This is a genomic window from Companilactobacillus bobalius (genome assembly GCF_009764355.1).
On the sequence record NZ_LNUA01000031.1, the window covers coordinates 199,838 to 217,260 of the forward strand.

At 37.9% G+C, this 17,423-nt stretch carries 12 protein-coding genes; 9 read left to right on the forward strand and 3 right to left on the reverse strand.

What is annotated here, in order from left to right:
• Positions 1-22 precede the first annotated feature (22 nt).
• The 8 genes from ATN92_RS05500 (at position 23) to ATN92_RS19300 (ending at position 9,950) form a co-directional block, all read left to right on the forward strand.
• Positions 23-1,201, forward strand: a complete 1,179-nt coding sequence (locus ATN92_RS05500) for an EpsG family protein (RefSeq protein ID WP_056953553.1) — start codon at positions 23-25, stop codon at positions 1,199-1,201.
• A gap of 12 nt (positions 1,202-1,213) precedes the next feature.
• Complete coding sequence (glf, locus tag ATN92_RS05505; RefSeq protein ID WP_056953556.1) at positions 1,214-2,332, forward strand: UDP-galactopyranose mutase; 1,119 nt, start codon at positions 1,214-1,216, stop codon at positions 2,330-2,332.
• A complete protein-coding gene (locus ATN92_RS05510; RefSeq protein ID WP_056953558.1) occupies positions 2,332-3,747 on the forward strand; it encodes an oligosaccharide flippase family protein in 1,416 nt (471 codons plus the stop codon). The genes glf and ATN92_RS05510 overlap by 1 nt, the downstream gene beginning before the upstream one ends.
• A gap of 26 nt (positions 3,748-3,773) precedes the next feature.
• Positions 3,774-4,748, forward strand: coding sequence for an LCP family glycopolymer transferase (locus tag ATN92_RS05515; RefSeq protein ID WP_056953559.1), 975 nt, complete (start codon positions 3,774-3,776; stop codon positions 4,746-4,748).
• Positions 4,749-4,815: 67 nt separating this feature from the next.
• A complete protein-coding gene (locus ATN92_RS05520; protein WP_056953561.1) occupies positions 4,816-5,808 on the forward strand; it encodes an acyltransferase family protein in 993 nt (330 codons plus the stop codon).
• Positions 5,809-5,897: 89 nt separating this feature from the next.
• The gene (locus tag ATN92_RS05525) at positions 5,898-8,015 is read left to right on the forward strand and encodes an SLAP domain-containing protein (RefSeq protein ID WP_056953564.1); all 2,118 of its coding nucleotides are present in this window, start codon (positions 5,898-5,900) and stop codon (positions 8,013-8,015) included.
• Positions 8,016-8,162: 147 nt separating this feature from the next.
• Complete coding sequence (locus tag ATN92_RS05530) at positions 8,163-9,584, forward strand: LCP family protein (RefSeq protein ID WP_082604558.1); 1,422 nt, start codon at positions 8,163-8,165, stop codon at positions 9,582-9,584.
• A 252-nt stretch (positions 9,585-9,836) separates the two neighbouring features.
• Positions 9,837-9,950, forward strand: a complete 114-nt coding sequence (locus ATN92_RS19300; protein WP_411762955.1) for a hypothetical protein — start codon at positions 9,837-9,839, stop codon at positions 9,948-9,950.
• Between the two features lie 84 nt (positions 9,951-10,034).
• Here ATN92_RS19300 and ATN92_RS05540 read toward each other — a convergent pair whose 3' ends face one another.
• Entirely contained in the window at positions 10,035-10,394 is a 360-nt protein-coding gene (locus tag ATN92_RS05540; RefSeq protein ID WP_054643830.1) for an ArsR/SmtB family transcription factor, read from the reverse strand.
• 121 nt (positions 10,395-10,515) lie between these two features.
• Here ATN92_RS05540 and ATN92_RS05545 point away from each other — a divergent pair, with 121 nt between their 5' ends.
• The gene (locus ATN92_RS05545) at positions 10,516-12,429 is read left to right on the forward strand and encodes a heavy metal translocating P-type ATPase (RefSeq protein ID WP_056953566.1); all 1,914 of its coding nucleotides are present in this window, start codon (positions 10,516-10,518) and stop codon (positions 12,427-12,429) included.
• Positions 12,430-12,468: 39 nt separating this feature from the next.
• Here the strand turns inward: ATN92_RS05545 and ATN92_RS05550 are convergent, their stop codons facing one another.
• Together ATN92_RS05550 and ATN92_RS05555 are read right to left on the reverse strand one after the other, a co-directional pair.
• Positions 12,469-15,651, reverse strand: a complete 3,183-nt coding sequence (locus ATN92_RS05550; RefSeq protein ID WP_056953568.1) for an L-type lectin family protein — start codon at positions 15,649-15,651, stop codon at positions 12,469-12,471.
• Between the two features lie 269 nt (positions 15,652-15,920).
• On the reverse strand, positions 15,921-17,261 hold the full coding sequence (locus ATN92_RS05555; protein ID WP_025085615.1) for an NCS2 family permease: 1,341 nt from the start codon (positions 17,259-17,261) through the stop codon (positions 15,921-15,923).
• Positions 17,262-17,423: the final 162 nt, after the last annotated feature.

Here is a 17,423-nt window from a genome sequence, read left to right on the forward strand (position 1 = left end):
TCAAGGAGGGACTGATGATGACATGAATTTTGGAATGGTTTATGCAGTGCTATTAGTACTCTTTTTGATTTTTGGTTACATCTTCAAAGAAAATGATCTCAAACATTATTTTTTGATTAGCGATATTCTGTTAGCTTTACCAGCTTATGTGGCTAATCCGATGAATGGTGTCTACTTCGATACAGTTCGTTTTCAATATATTTTGGATCAGATTCGTGATGCTAATTTAATTTCAGGCTTGAGTGGTGGATTAAATTGGGTACTGAATTATTCAGAGTATGCCGCTGAACCGGTGGTGGCTGTGTATATTTGGATCTTTAGCTTTTTCAAAAATAATGGGATGTTCTTCTTCATAACAACGTTCTTATTCCTGATTTTTCTGTCGCATTTGTTATTGAAAGTTGGCAAGTATTTCAAAGTTTCGCACTGGAATCTGATTTTGATTCAGTTTGTGATTCTGACAACTTTTAACTTGTTTTACCAAATTGAGGGAATTCGTAATTTCTTAGCCTTTATGATTTTCGCCTGGGCTATCTTCACCGATTTGACCGCAACACAAAAGCATGAAAAAGTCGAAGCCATTATTGCTTACATCTTCTGCATGTTCTTTCATCCCATTGCCATCGTGTTTGTCCTCTTCAGATTGTTACTGGCTTTGAAAAACAAATTTGTTTTCTTTGGCAATCACATTTTTGACGCAGTAGTGATGGTGATTCTTTTGATCTATAACCATTTCATGACTTTCATCGTTAATCTTTTGGCTCAAGTCAGTGAGTTGCCAATGATGAGTTCACTATTTTCCAAGTCACAGAATTACGTTTATGGACAAACTGAGTTTAGTGCTTCAACCGGTAGAGCGGAGGTTTCCTTCACCTCGATGGTTTTTGTAGCTTTGATTGTGGAGCTGCTGCTGTTCCTATCTTTGTATAAAGATACGGTTTTACCAAAAGGTTATTTGACGCTCTATCTATATATCATCGCTTTTACAATTGGATCATTTATGAATTCACAGATTTACTTGCGAGCCATCATGTTACTGCTCTTCATGAGCGCACCTTTGAAGGCATTACTGTTTTCAACCGAACGACTCAAAGACAGAACGGCTTATCTGATGTTCTTCTATAATTTGATGACTTACGCCACAGCCTTTGTACTCTTTGGATATTGGTACGTTGCAGTTTATCAGACCGTGGCACTTTGATGGAGGTGCAATATGACAAAATATTTAGTCGTTGGTTCAGGATTGTTTGGAGCTGTTTTTGCTTATGAGGCTGCTAAACGAGGTCATCAAGTCAAAGTAATTGAGAAACGTAGTCACATCGGCGGCAACATTTATACGCATGAAGTTGCCGGTATTCAGGTTCATGAGTACGGAGCTCACATCTTTCATACCAAGTCATCAGAAATTTGGCAGTACATCAATCAATTTGCGGAATTCAATCACTACATCAACAGTCCCATCGCTAATTTCAATGGGGAAATCTACAATTTACCTTTCAACATGAACACCTTTAATAAGTTGTGGGGCGTAGTTACTCCAGTTCAAGCACAAGCCAAGATTGAGCAACAGAAGCAGTCTTTAGAACTGGATGGTAATCCCAAGAATTTGGAAGAACAGGCTATTTCCTTAGTAGGTCCCGACGTTTATCAAAAATTGATCAAGGGTTATACAGAGAAACAATGGGGCAAGTCAGCTAAGGATTTACCAGCCTTTATCATTCGTCGTTTGCCAGTTCGGTTTACTTATGACAACAATTATTTCGACGATCCATACCAAGGAATTCCCATTGGTGGTTATACACCAATTATCGAAAAAATGTTGGGTAATAAGTTGATTGAAGTGCAGAACCAGACCGATTTCTTTGATCATAAGGATGAATATTTGAAGTCAGGTGCCAAAATTATTTTCACCGGAATGATCGATCAGTTCTTCAACTACCAGTTTGGAGCCTTAGAGTATCGAAGCCTTCGTTTTGAAACTGAAGTGTTGAATCAGGCTAATTACCAAGGCAATGCAGTTGTTAATTATACCGATTCCCAGACGCCTTACACGAGAATCATTGAACATAAATTCTTTGATCCTGGACAAGATGTTAAAGATAAAACCGTTATAACGCATGAATATCCTAAGGCTTGGGAGATTGGGGATGAGCCTTATTATCCAATCAATGACCACGCCAGCAAGGAACTCTATGCCAAGTATCTGCAACTAGCTCGTAAAGATTATCCTCAAGTGATTTTTGGCGGACGTTTAGGTCAATATCGTTACTACAATATGGATCAGACGATTATGGCAGCTCTACAAACTGTCAAGAAAGAATTTGACGATTAATGAAAGTTATTAAAAATTACCTCTATAATGCTTTTTATCAAGTATTTATTCTGATAGTTCCCTTAGTAACAACGCCATATTTAGCTAGAGTGCTGGGTCCGAGGGGAGTTGGAATAAATTCTTACACGAATTCAATTATTCAATATTTCATCCTCTTTGGAAGCATTGGCGTGAATCTTTATGGAAATCGACAAATTGCTTTTGTCCGCAATGATCGGCAAAAATTGACCGCCACGTTCTACGAAATCTTTCTGATGCGGCTAATAACAGTGGTCATAGCTACTTTAGCCTTTGGAATATTCTTTGGATTAGTGAGTGATTACCAAATCTATTACTTAGCTCAAGCAATTTCGTTAATAGCCGTTATCTTCGATATTTCCTGGTTTTTTATGGGAATTGAGAATTTTGCTGTGACAGTGCTACGAAATTTCATCATTAAGATTTTAACTTTGGTCAGTATTTTTACTTTAGTGAAGTCAAAAGCTGATTTGACTATCTACATTTTGATTTTGTCACTGTCATTGTTGATTGGGAATTTGACCCTGTTTCCCAGTTTGCACAAGTATATCGGTAGACCCAGATTTCACGATTTGCGGATTGCAAAACATTTCAAGCCAGCCTTGATTCTATTCGTACCGCAAATTGCCACTCAAATCTATGTTGTTTTGAATAAGACGATGTTAGGTTCGATGGTTTCGGTTCAAGCTTCTGGGTACTTTGATCAGTCAGACAAAATCATCAAAATGGTTTTAGCAGTAGTGACGGCGACGGGAACTGTGATGTTACCACACGTTGCAAATGCCTTTGCTAATGGTCATCTGGACAAAGCTAAAGAGTATTTGTATACCAGTTTTTCTTTTATTACCATGTCGTCCATCCCGATGATGTTGGGGTTGATGGCGATTACCGTTAAATTTGTACCATTGTTCTTTACCAACAAATTTCACGGAGTTATTCCGATTATGATGATCGAAGCGTTGATTATCATCTTGATTGCTTGGAGCAATGCGATTGGGATGCAATATTTGTTACCAACTAATCAGACCAAGGCCTATACGATTTCAGTTATTTTAGGGGCAGTGGTAAATCTGATTGCCAATATTCCACTGATTTTCTTTTGGGGTACAGTTGGAGCGGCTATTTCAACGATTTTGTCAGAATTATCGGTCACTTTGTATCAATTAGTCTCTATCCGGCACCAAGTATCTTATTCTAAGTTGTTTGACGACACTTATAAGTACTTACTGTCGGGATTGATTATGTTTTGTATTGTTTTTTCATTAGATAGAATTCTACCTAATGGATGGTTCTCAATCATTTTTGAAGTATCCATTGGTTTCTTGACATATTTGGCTTTGATATTGTTATTTAAAGTTAAGATGCTAACTCAAGCTAAGCGATTCTTGAAAAAATAAATACCTATATGAGGAGGAAAGGCCTTATGTATAGAAACAGAAATAAGAGACACACTATAAGAGATTTATGTATGTGGTTCGTTTTAATCTTTATTTTAGGTGGCGCAGCCTTTGGAATGACTCGTTATCGTGATGTTAAGAGTGCGGTCAACAGTTCATTTGTACCTTCTGGAGCTGAAAGTCGTGATGTCCACGCTGAATTGGCAGCTCGCAAACCATTTTCCATTTTGTTGATGGGTATTAATACCAATAGTTCGATCAGTTCATACAAAGGTGATACTCACAGTATGATGGTTCTAACCGTGAACCCAGCTACTAAGAAGACTACTATCACTACAATTCCACACGATGTTGCTATTAAAGTGCCTGGATTTGAAAAGAGTTCACCAGCTACAATTAGTTCGGCTTACTCATTAGGTCAAACTAAGACAGCTGTTACATCTGTTGAACAACTTTTGAATGTGCCAATTGATTCATACTTGCTATTGAATATGGATGGTATGAAACAAGCAATTGACGATGTCAAAGGTATCGAAGTCGTTCCTGATGTTTCATTTAGCGTTGCAGGTTATAACTTTGTAAAGGGCAGTTCAACACATATGGACGGCAGAGAAGCTATGGCTTACATCAGTAATGGCAATGACTATGTTCGTGAGGACCGTCAAAGAGCTGTTCTATCAGCTTTGCTACACAAGGGGCGTTCAATTTCTACATTGTTCAACCAACGTTTGATCAATTCAGTTTCTGGTCAAATGGAAACAGATTTAACTTTCGATAGTATGACTTTACTAGACAAGAATTATGATGAAGTCGGTGATCATACTGTTGAAGATAACCTCCAAGGCAGTGCTGCCAAAGTATCTGGTCAAAGCATGGAAGTTGTTAACAAAGCTGAATTACAACGTGTCACAGATGATCTCAGAGTTAACCTAGGATTGTCCAAAGCTACAACTGGTGATATTGAATACGTACCGGTTCAAGCTCCAGTCGCTAAGAAATAAATTTTGATATCAAAAAGGGAACCATATCGGTGTGATATGATTCCTTTTTTTGAAGGGAGGAAACATCATGAAAAGAATTGGCTGGATTGATTTTGGCAAAGGTTTGACGATTTTCTTTGTGGTCGTAGCCCACTGCCTGAGTGATCTGTTAGAATCAAACCACTTTGGAAATTATAATTTGCTATCACAGTTTTTACTGGGAATTATTTTGACCTTCGTCATGCCTTGTTTCTTTGCGCTATCAGGGTTCTTGTATCGTGCTCCTAAGTCGAGTGGTGAGTATCTTAAAGGGATGGAGAAAAAATTTTGCGGATTGATGATTCCCTATGCAATTTTTTCCGTAATTTTTATTATGCTGCAACAATTCGACAAGAGTAATGTTAATAAGTTATATACCTGGGGCAGTTTGGGGCAGATTTGGAATAAACCGATTGGTGAGTTGTGGTTTTTGTACAGTTTATTCTTTATCTTTTTAGTAGTTGGTTTGATCGATTTATTGCACATTCAATGGTACTGGCAATTGCTTATTTATGGCGGTTTATTCATTCTTGTACAGACAGTTCAACTGCCATTCATGGTTTCTGGAACTTTTGGTTGGTTACCTTGCTTTATGATTGGAGTCGTTTTAAAGAAACATCAAGCTTTGTTGAAGAACAAGTTACTATTCTTTGGTTCATTAGGTGGGATGTTGGTCAGTCTGGTATTTCAATATTTTCTAGTCAGTGATTGGTACAACACTGATGGAATGGTACCGGCAACTAGCATTTCTAAATTATTGAGTATTTTCGTTTTCTTCTATCTTTTTAGTAATCTACATCCAAGTCGTTTATATAACTACTTCAGTAGATATGGTCAAGCTTCAATCGTAATTTATCTAGTTCACGTTCCGATTAAGACATTGTTGAAAGTGCTGCTCTTTAAGATTGTTTTATCAAATTACTTCTTGGTTGTATTGGCTTTGATTGCTGGGACTTGGTTATTGTCACTCTTCGTTTGCTTTTTGGTCAATAGAATTAAATTGGTCAGATGGATTTTTTATCCACGACTAGTGCGGAGTTAGACAAAAAGTACAAAACGATTCTTATAAATAACTACATAAGAATTCATGAACTATTATTACGGCAGAAGATATGGAAAAGGATGATAGTTATGTTATTAAATAAGAAATGTGTATATTTAGGGGCAACACTATTTTCAGCAATGATTTTGACATCATTATCAAATCAAACCGTTAAAGCCGATACTACAACTGATGGAAATACTAATGTGAGTGTTGAAAAGGCTGTACCACCAACTACTTCAACCACTACAACGACTCAAGCACCAACAAATAATACTGATGTATCAAAACTGGTAACAACTACGCAATCATCAACAGTTGATACGCAAACAGAAAAGACGCCAACCACGGCTACATCAAAACCAGTTACGACTACAACACAGTCAACAACTACTAATGTACAAAAAACAACTGCACCAACTGACAATTCAGTAGCAAAACCTGAAGTTACTCAAACTGCCAAACCAGTAGTTAAAGTGGCACCGACTGTAGTTAAGAAAACACCAGCAACTAATGTGGTAGCGAACAAGCCAGAATCGGCAGATACAGTCATAGATATCAAGGATCCGACACTATCATCAATGGTCAAATGGTCATTGGGTTTGAATGATAAGGACAAAGTAACCGTTGGAGAATTTCAAAAGTTTAATAATTCTGAATTTTTCCTAAATGAAACGGTTTATTTATCTGGCATTAATCCTAATGTGACAGATGAAACCGATACGCCAATTGAAAATCTTGATGGTTTGCAAGTTTTGAAGTATTTACCAAAGAATACTCAGGTATTTTTCCAAGTTAAATTAGCTTCAGATCCGAAAGCTGACCTCGATTTGTCACCTTTGTATGGAATTCCAATTTACAATTTTACTTTGGACGGCAACTATAGCAATGCTAAGGCTAAGGAAATTGATTTGAATCAATTGGTTAAATTGGATATTTCTAAAGCTACAAATGTTGAATTAACTGGTGATACTGCCGTTTCAGCTAATTCAGGAATTACGCAAGCACAATTAGAAAAGATTGCACCATGGCTGGTCAAATATGCTAATAACGGTAAAACATACAATGACATTGTTTTGAATAACGGTTCGATTTCTAACTTTTCGGCCTTGAAAGGTATCAATCGAACAAAATCGGTAACTGTATTCGTTAATCACAATAATGTAGCCAGCACTATACCTGTCTACGCTACCGCAAGTAAAGCAGGTCTAATCTTTACTGCTTTGCCATTTAAAGGAATTGATGGTGAAGATCTGGCCTCGACTTACCACTACACGACGACGGTCAAGACGCCTGCTGACGATAACTTGATTCATGTTAAAGGCGACGTTTATAAGATTGCCGATCCTGACACTTCGGCTAAGAAATTAACTTACGGCATTATTGGCGACTACATCAGCAGTAATGACGATTCGATGTTGCAGAAGAGCTACGGCAACTCAACTTTGGAATACTTCGGGATGTACTCACAACCTTTGATTTGGAAGACTTCAACTAAACCTGTGATTGAACCGACAACACCTGCGCAATCTACAGAGACTGGTGATTCAACTGGATCAAGTAACGTTCTTGACACTGCAGGTAATGAATCTAGTGAAACAACCACAACTCCAGTGGCACCAACATATGTTGATAAGAGTGGTGTTGTCAGAACTTTCAATGGTTATACAAAATTAACTGATATTGAAGGTAACACATTGGCAGTTGAATTAGGGCCTAATACCGGTTGGACTTATGACAGAGTAGTGGAAATCAATGGTCAACAATATTATGAAGTGGGAACTAATGAATACTTGTTAGCTGATAGTGGAATTACTTATACACCAATTCAAACGAGAACAGTTTTGGCAGCAAGTTCAGCTGTACCTTTGTTCAATTCAAAAGGTATTAAATTGAGTACAACTTTGCCAGCACGTTCCAATTGGTTAACTGATAGTAGTGCCACTATTAATGGAATCAAAATGTATCGTGTTGCCAGTGACGAGTGGGTAGCCGCTGATGCAGTGAATGTTTCTGGTAGTAAGGTAGTTTCAACCACATTCCCCAAAGTCTTCACTGCTAAAGTTAAAACACCAGTTTATTCGGCTACTGGTAAGTTATTAGATTATCAATTGGCAACTGGTACTTCTTGGAAAGTTGACCGTAAGGTTGTCATTAATGGAATTGCTTATTATCGTATTGCTACAGATGAATTTGTTCGTGCATGATGAGAAATCGCTAAAATCAAACAGATTTTAGCGATTTTTGTTTCCTATATTAAAGATATTTCCGTCTATACCTCTAATCACCTTGGCAAATATGATAAAGTTCATATGAGCACCTAAGGGTAGTTAGAAAATGTGGGGGAAAACAACATGCACAAAAAACACAAAAGTCACACATTTCGTAATGTATTTTTGTCAATTTTAGCTTTGCTCATCTTCGGTACAGCGGCATTTGGAATGTCACACTATCGTAGTGTCAAAGCAGCAATTAACAGTTCTTTTGCACCGTCTGGTGCGAATAAATCACGTAATGTCAGTTCAATTTTGAAAAAGAGGACTCCGGTTTCAATCTTATTAATGGGGACAGATAATGGAGCTTCTGGTCGTAATTATACGGGTCGCACGGACTCAATGATGGTCGTTACAATCGACCCTAAGACTAGAAAAACTTCTATTACAAGTATTCCAAGGGATGTAGCAGTTGTAGTTCCAGGTTACAAAGGGAAGTCACCTGCTAAAATAGATGCGGCTTATTCTTATGGCCAGGCTAAAACAGCTGTGACAACTGTATCTAAACTTTTGAACGTACCAATCGATTTTTATGCCTTGATTAATTTAGAAGGTATGGAAGATGTGATCGATCAAGTCGGTGGAGTTGATGTCTACGAACAAGGGGAAAAGACACATATGGATGGTGCCAAAGCCATTGATTATGTCAATAACGCCAATAACGATTATGGTCGTCAGTTACGTCAATTCGACGTTCTAAGTGCCATTTTGCATAAGAGTGACTCAATTTCAACCTTGTTAAATCAAAGTTTCTTCAACTCAATGGCTGAACAAACACAGACTGATTTAACCTTCGCTGATTTGAACGTTTTAGCTAAGAATTATTTCTATAATGGCGAAACGAATCAAACACATATGAAAGGTACAGCGGCAAAAGTTGCTGGTCAAAGTATGAAAATCGTCAAGGATTCAGAGTTGCAGCGAGTAACTAACTTTATTCGTGACAATTTGAATTTAGAACACGTCAAGACAGGTAAGATTTCTTATCAAAAGGGTGAAAAGATTACCGAACCAGCTAAAAAGAAGGACAAGAAGAAAAAGGTAACTAAGAAGAAGACCAAGAAAGAATCGACTAAGAAGGAAACAACTGACAGCAATACTTCTGATACTGATAGTGGAACAGCCAATAGTGCTGCATCTGATACAACTGGTACCACGAGTTCAGCAACAGGTTCTTCCTCAACAGCCGGATCCGGTGCAACAGGTAATAGTGCTGGAAGTACTTCATCTTATGGTAGCAATTCTTCAAGTGGCACATCATCTAGTACTGGTTCTTCATACGGAAGTGGTTCATCAACAGGTAACAGCGGAAGTTCAGCAAATAGCGGCTATTATGGTGGCGGTTCGTCATCTAATACCGGAAGCTCCAGTTCAACAACCGGTAGCGGCAGTTCTTCAAGTAATAGTGGTGAATCCTCATATGGAGGCGGTTCATCAGCATCTACTGACAGTTCTAGCAGTGATGTAAATAATGGTTATGCATCATCAGGTTATGGTGAATAAAATAAAAGGTTTCTTCAAATTTAAACTTGAAGGAACCTTTTTTTGTTACACAATTTCAAAATTGCTTTTAAATTGGATTTTAAAATTACACAGTATATATATTTAAGATGTAATGAAAAAGAGGTTAGTAATTATGGATAATAATAGTGTAAAAAAATCATAAGAAAGTACCGTAACTCTTATCAAAAGGAGGAAATGGGAGGACATCTTCTGGGAAATGAACTCTAATGTATACCTGACAAACAAGATATTATTCAAATTGTCTTTGATTCTTCCACAGGGAAAGGGATAAAAAAACGAAGACCTGCTTTGGTAATGAGCAATAAAGGATATAGTGAAATAACTGATTTGGTAGTTATATCTTGAGTTAATATGCTTTAATTCATTATCGTAGAAAATCAAAAATTCCACTAAATAACTAATCAAGTTATTTTAGTGGAATTTTTTGCGTTAGAAGTCATTGTCATCTTCAATAATATGTTCTTTAGTTTGATTGAAGATGGTAATAATATGTTGATCGCTCAAACGGTAGTGAATATTTCTACCACGTCTGGCGTTGGAGACCAAATTTAACTGTTTCAAAATGCTGAGTTGGTGGGAGATGGAGGACTGGCTCATGTCCAAGGTATCCGCAATCTCACCGACACTTAAAGGCGTTTCAGATAAAGCTAAGATGATCTTAACTCGGGTCATATCGCCGAATGCTTTGAAGATGTTGACCATGGCTTCCAAATCGGTATCATCGGGTAAACCTTGCTTTAAATTATGGAGAGCTTGTTGGTGTTCCATCTCAAAATTTTGTTCTGACATTTTTTGTTCCTCTTATCAAAAATAGGTTGCAAACTGATACTTTATTATATTATAATTCACATATGAATGAATGCTCATATATTCAATTGAACATGTAAACTCTTTCGAGGAGGACAACGTTATGAAATTATATAATGTCCAAACTGATTACAAAGTTAAAAAGAAAGCTAATCAAATAAAAAGTGAAATGAGTTCGGAAACAAAACTGACAATCACGCGACTATTGATTGCCTTCATTTTGTTGATAGTGGGGTCCAGTTCCTTTGTTCCGGAACCTTTTAATATTGTCTTATTGGTCGGAGCCTATCTAGTTATTGGGGCACGGATCGTTTGGCAGGCCATCAAGAATATTTTTCACGGAGAAATTTTCGATGAGAACTTCCTGATGAGTATCGCCACGATTGGGGCAATCATTCTCAAACAATATCCTGAGGCCATTGCGGTTATGCTTTTTTATGAGTTGGGTAATGTTTTTGAAGACATTGCTGTTAATAAGTCAAAACGTTCTATTTCAGCTTTACTAGAAGTAAAGCCGGCTTACGCAACTTTGATTTCAGGCGATCAGAATAATGTTGTTGATCCTAATCTGGTTCAGATTGGTGATACAATTTTGGTTAAACCTGGAGAAAAAATTCCACTAGATGGAACAGTTGTTTTAGGTAGCTCAGCAGTTGATACATCAGCTCTAACTGGTGAGTCGATGCCACAGTCGATCAAGGTGGGTGATACAGCTTTGAGTGGTTCGATCAACCAGACTGGAACTTTGCGCATCAAGGTTACTAAGCTTTACAACGATTCGACCGTAGCCAAGATTTTGGATTTAGTTGAGAATGCTAGCACCAAGAAGGCCGATACGGAAAAATTTATCACTAAGTTTGCTAAAATTTATACACCAATCGTAGTCTTTCTAGCAGTAGCCTTAGCAATCGTACCGTCTCTTATGACGAGTGATTGGAATACTTGGATTTACCGAGCATTAATTTTCCTAGTAATTTCTTGTCCTTGTGCTCTAGTTATCTCAGTACCATTGAGTTTTTTCGGTGGTATCGGTGCGGCTTCTAAGCAAGGTATCCTTGTTAAAGGAAGCAACTACTTGGAAGCCTTGAATGACGTGGATACAGTAGCTTTTGACAAAACGGGAACTTTGACTAAAGGTCAATTCTCAGTTGTGCAAGTTAATTCGGTAAATATTTTAGAACAAAAATTGTTGCAGATGGCGGCTAGTGTTGAGAAGAATTCAACTCATCCGATTGCTAAATCAATCCTTCAGGCTTACGAAGGTGAGTTATTGACCGTGACTAAAGCTGATGAAAAAGCCGGACATGGTTTAATGGCTCAAGTAGATGGTCAAGAAGTTATCGTCGGAAATGCCAAAGCACTCAAGCAAAACAAGATTGCTTTCACTGAAACAGATGCTGTGGGAACAGTTGTTTACGTGGCTGTCGATAACCAATTCTGGGGTGATATTGTGATTGCGGATGTGCCTAAGAGTGATGCTCAAAAGGCAATTCAATTGTTGAACAATCGAGGAATTCACAAGAATGTCATGTTAACCGGCGATAATCAAACTGTCGGTCAAGCAATGGCTCGGAAGTTAAAAATGAGTGCAGCTTACACGAATCTTTTGCCAGAAAATAAAGTTGAGATTATCAATGATTTATTGAAAGTATCACATCAAAACAACAAGAAAGTTGCCTTTGTTGGTGACGGAATCAATGATACTCCCGTTCTAGTAACTGCTGATATCGGTTTTGCAATGGGTGGTTTGGGTTCAGATGCAGCGGTTGAAGCTGCTGACATCGTCATCATGGGAGACGAGCCATCAAAAGTTTCCGAAGCTATGAAGATAGCCAAAAAGACCCGTCGTATTGTGGTTGAGAATATCTCATTTGCCTTGGTCATTAAGATTTTGTTCCTATTATTGGGAGCTTTAGGAATGGTCAACATGTGGCAAGCTGTTTTCGCCGATGTTGGAGTAACCATTATAGCTGTTTTAAATGCAATTCGATTGCAATTTATTAACTTTGATAACTAATATTGAACACAAAAAAGAGACCCTTACGGGTCTCTTTTTTTATAGACTTTCGGTCAAATTCCAGTTAACTCGACCTTTGTAATCGCCGGCTCTTGGTACGGTATTAGCTTTCAAAAGAATACCATTATCGGAACTCCATTGGTTACTAATATCGACCGTATGAGCTGCTAAACTGCTGTCTTTAGCAATTACAGGGTCCATATTTAATGGAGTAGCTAGGTTATCTTTATTAACGAATGCCATCGAAAGGTCAGATTGTTCGTCAGTAGCTGCGTAGTCCAAGTTGCCAGCTTTAGCGCTGAGGGTCCAACCAGCCTTGTAGCTTGTGACATTCAGTTTCCAATCGCCAGAACGGTTGATATAACCGGGCTTGAATGACTTAGGGTCAATTGTCTTGAAACGATAATTGTTGAAGTCTAGCTCCAAAGCTTTGGCTAAAATCTTTAAGTTGAAGGTTTCTGTGTTAGTCTTTCGCCCATATGGATCGGTGAAGTAGACAGACACCACAGAAGTATCTTTGTCTGTTGGTAGTTTCAATTGATCACCGGATAAGTTGAAACTCATATCAAAACTCGAAGTTTGAGCTTCGGTTGGATTAGGCAATTTGAGATTAATCGGTGTTTGATTGTCAACTGTGAAGACGCCAGTTAAATCATGATAGTTGAGGGCATAGTCACTATCGTAAGTGAAGTCCATTGGGAAGTAAATATTACCGCTAGGGCCTAGGACCGTTAAGTCATTAGATTTAGCAGTGATCTTTGGTGTTAGTTTAGGCACATTGACAGTAATCGTTGTGCTTGCACTAGCATATTTTCCATCTTGAACTGTTACTTTAACAGTATTTTTACCTTCAGCTAGGACGTTGTCTTCAGCGGGATTCTTTAGATAATCATCTAAAGTTTGAGTAACCGGCTTGTCATAAGCAATTGGTTTCAAAGTAATATCGATCTTTTTATCGTGGGCTACAGTTTTAGTGATCTTATGGACGGTGCCATCAGGATTGGTAATTTCATAAGTCTTTGTGGCATCTTCATCTTTAAATTGAGAATCATCAGAATACTTGTAGCTTCCTGATAGCGTGACTGGTTTATTATCATTAACCGTAATATCAGTTTTGTCAGGAGTGATAACTAATTCGCTGTCGGTTACGGTGATGTTATAGGTCACGGTATTAGAAACGAGTCCTTGACTGTCGGTTAGGTAAACTTTGATTTTATAGTCGCCCGGATCTAGAGTGCCTTTGGGGACATCTAGTGAATAGTCACCTGTTGTGGCATCTTTAGCAACCGGCACGGTCCAAGTACTCTTCATATTTGTGGTCTTGCCATTAGCGTCAAAGATTTCACCGTAAGCGGAAAGGTCATCACCACTGAATTTAGAACTAAATAGGTAACTAGCAGTTCCTTCCAGTTTAAAGTCATCAGTACTTTTGACCTTTTGTGTCTCGCTGTCTTTTGCGGCCACAATTTGTAGTTTTTGATTAGTTATTTTGAAACCATAACTCATAACATCGGCGTTATAGTAATCACTCTTATAGGAAGTATGTTCAGGACTAACAGTAGTTGAAGTGAGTGTATTACTGATAGGTGCGTTGGCAGTTCCGTAAATCTTGATGTTAACTTCGGTACTCTTCTTGGAAAGAGCACCAAGATCTAGATTGAGTGTCTGTACTTCATCACCGTCAGCATTTTTAGATGTGGTCAACTGTGAAGCACTGATGTAAGTAACACTATCGGGATCGTCAGGGTAGGTAATTTCACCGATTCGGTTATTGCTGTCATTTTGGTAAAGCACATGTTGTGGTAGCTGAAGTTCGGTAGTAATATCACCTGTACCAATAGCACCAGAAGTGTATTTCAAATTGTAGTTAAAGGCTAATTTATCGCCATCATCAACCGTATAATCTGAATCACTATCAGTTGGATTTGTATCACGACGATCAAGGTCTTTGATAGCACGATCTTGAGTAACATCATAAAGACTGGATGCATCAGTAACGTTAGCGATTGCTGGTATTTTTTCAAGAATAATGTCATTATAGCCAGGCAATGAATTAGGGGAACCAGTTGAACTAGTAAAGCCCCAACGAATCTTAGTCTGACCATCTTTTAAATTAAACTTTCTTAAATCAATTTTGATTGGATCATCAATATCACGAGGACGTTTATCCCAAGTGTGATATGGCTTAACAGTTCCGTCAGTCTCACGGTCATTGTAGACGTAATTGATGTAGCCGTAGTTACTATCATCTTTATCAGGTTTGTAAGTGAAAGTAAAGTGATGCCAAGCATCTTTACCTGTAGCGCCAGTAAGAGAGTCATAACCACCAATAGTAGCATTAAATATAACATTGTGGTGATGCATACCAAAGAAATAATAAGTTAGAGCCATCTTTTGTACGTACGTGTCTGGATCACCGGGGTAGGCCCAAGCAACATGTTGACCTTTGGTCTCCTGTGTTAGATGAGAATCGTATAAACCGTCGAATAGATCATCCGTTTTTTTATCGTTGAATTGTTCTTTGCCATTGCTAAGACCCGCACTCGAACTTGAATTATTAAAAGAATCAAATTCAAGAGCAAAACTATTTTGGATAGCATTACCAGCAAACTCAGTTGCATTAGAAACAGTAGCGGGCGAAGAAGTTCCTCCGTAAACGCCGAGAGATTCACCAGAAGCCGCATAGTTTTTTTCTGGATCAATAAACGAAAGTAATCCAGCCTTTTTATAGTACCGTCCAATTGCGTTGATACCTCTATCGTCGTTTTGTAAGACTAAAGCAATCCCGTCACCAGAAACGTTAAATGTTGGTCCAACGTAGATCCAACCAGTAATAGTCTGTTCTTTAGTCAAATCAAAGTAATTGTATGATTCAGTAGAATCATCAGGATTGGTCATACGTCCCCAAATGGAACCTACTGCGTTATCTTGAGCACCCGTCATTTGAATTACATCGACAGGATTAGGGTTCGAACCACCACCCTCTAGAATCTGTACAGAGTTTTTGGTGTCCTTAGAACCTGAATAGTCTGTAGGATATTCAAATAGATTACCAATCTTCATTCCGTTCGGAGCAGCCTTCAGGACGTCATCATTTGATGGTGCCACACTTGAGAAGTCCACAATCGCATGAACATTGGTTGTACACATAGAAAAAATTGTTAACGTCAAAAAGAACATAATCGTAGGTAGCAAATTATGCCATAACTTGTGATAATTCATATTAATTTCCCCTTAAAAATACATTATCCGTAAGCTTTCACGATTATTATAATATCAAAATATAAAATGTGCTATATATAAGATATAAATTATAATAATTTGAATTTTATTAAACTAATGACATGTTATGACATTGATTTAATAAAGACTGGTTGTTTCTGGTTAAAGATAATATCTAATAATTGAGGGAATAAATCATATTAAAAATTCGAGACAAAAAAAGAGACCCTAATTGTAATTAGAGTCTCTTTTTCGTACCAGATTCGTTTTTAACCTGGCAAAATATTAATAAAGTAAAGTAGAACAACGAAGACGAAGAAGAGGATGTACATAATAGGTGTAACTTCCTTGCCTCGACCTGCAGCCCACATTGTTAATGGGTAGAAGAGGATTCCGAAAGCAAATCCATAAGAGATGTTGTATGTCAAAGGCATTCCTACAATAGTAAGAAAGGCTGGCATAGCAATTTCGAATTTGTTCCAGTTAATTTGTCTCATTGATTGAGCCATTAAAATACCAACAATGATCAATACTGGTGCGGTAACGTTTGAAGTTACAACAGTCAATAGTGGTGAGAAGAACATGGCAATGGCAAACATGATGCTGACAACGAGGGATGTTAGTCCTGTACGACCACCGACAGCGATACCGGCAGAAGATTCAACGTAAGCGGCAGTTGGAGTAGTACCCATAACAGCACCACCTAGCATTGAAATAGAATCAGCCATCAAAGCACGTCCAATTCTAGGCATCTTGTTGTTCTTCATGAAGCCAGCTTGTTCAGCTAAACCAATCAAAGTACCAGCAGTATCAAAGAAAGCTACAAGTAGGAAGACTAGGACAACTGCCCAAAGTTTTGGATCTGATAGATCAGGTAAATGAGCGATACTGACACCAAAAGTTGGTTTCATACTTGGAATAGTAGAGATAACTTGTTTTGGCAAAGGAATCAATTTAGTTACTAATCCTAAAATAGTAGTTAGCACCATACCGATGAAGATTGAACCAGGAACTTTTTTAGCCATTAGTAAGCCAGTTACAACTAGTCCAAAGATAGTTAACCAAGTTGTAGGAACTGTCAGTGAACCCATAGCAACAAGGGTTGATTTACTACCAACAACTAGACCACCACCCTGTAATCCAACAAAGGCGATAAAGAGTCCGATACCAGACGCCATAGCCAATTTTAAATCATGTGGAATTGAGTCGATGACCAGTTCACGTAATTTAAGTACGGAAATCAAGAGGAAGAGAACGCTGGACATGAAGACACCAGCCATTGCCGTTTGCCAAGGAATTCCCATGGCTAGTACAACTGAGTAAGTGAAGAAGGCATTATCGCCTAAACCTGGAGCTATTGCAATTGGATAATTAGCTAATAATGCCATTAAAATAGAACCCAAGATTGCTGAAAGAGCAGTAGCTGTAAAGACAGCACCTTTGTTCATACCCGCGACCCCTAAAACTTGCGGATTGACAAAGAGGATGTAGGCCATTGATACGAAAGTCGTCAAACCAGCTAGAATTTCACGTCTAACAGTAGTTTGAGCTTCTTGGAGATGGAATAATTTTTCAATGAAGCTACGATTTGAATCTGTTGATGATTCCATGATATAACCCCCTAAGTTTTTTACTACTTAGAAAGTATTACAAAAATTATGGAAAATAGCAAGTAAAATACGATTAATTCAAGCTACAATTTGGATAATTGTTCGTATTTATATCTATATAATTATAATTGTTATCTAAAAGTTATACATTAAATAATTAAA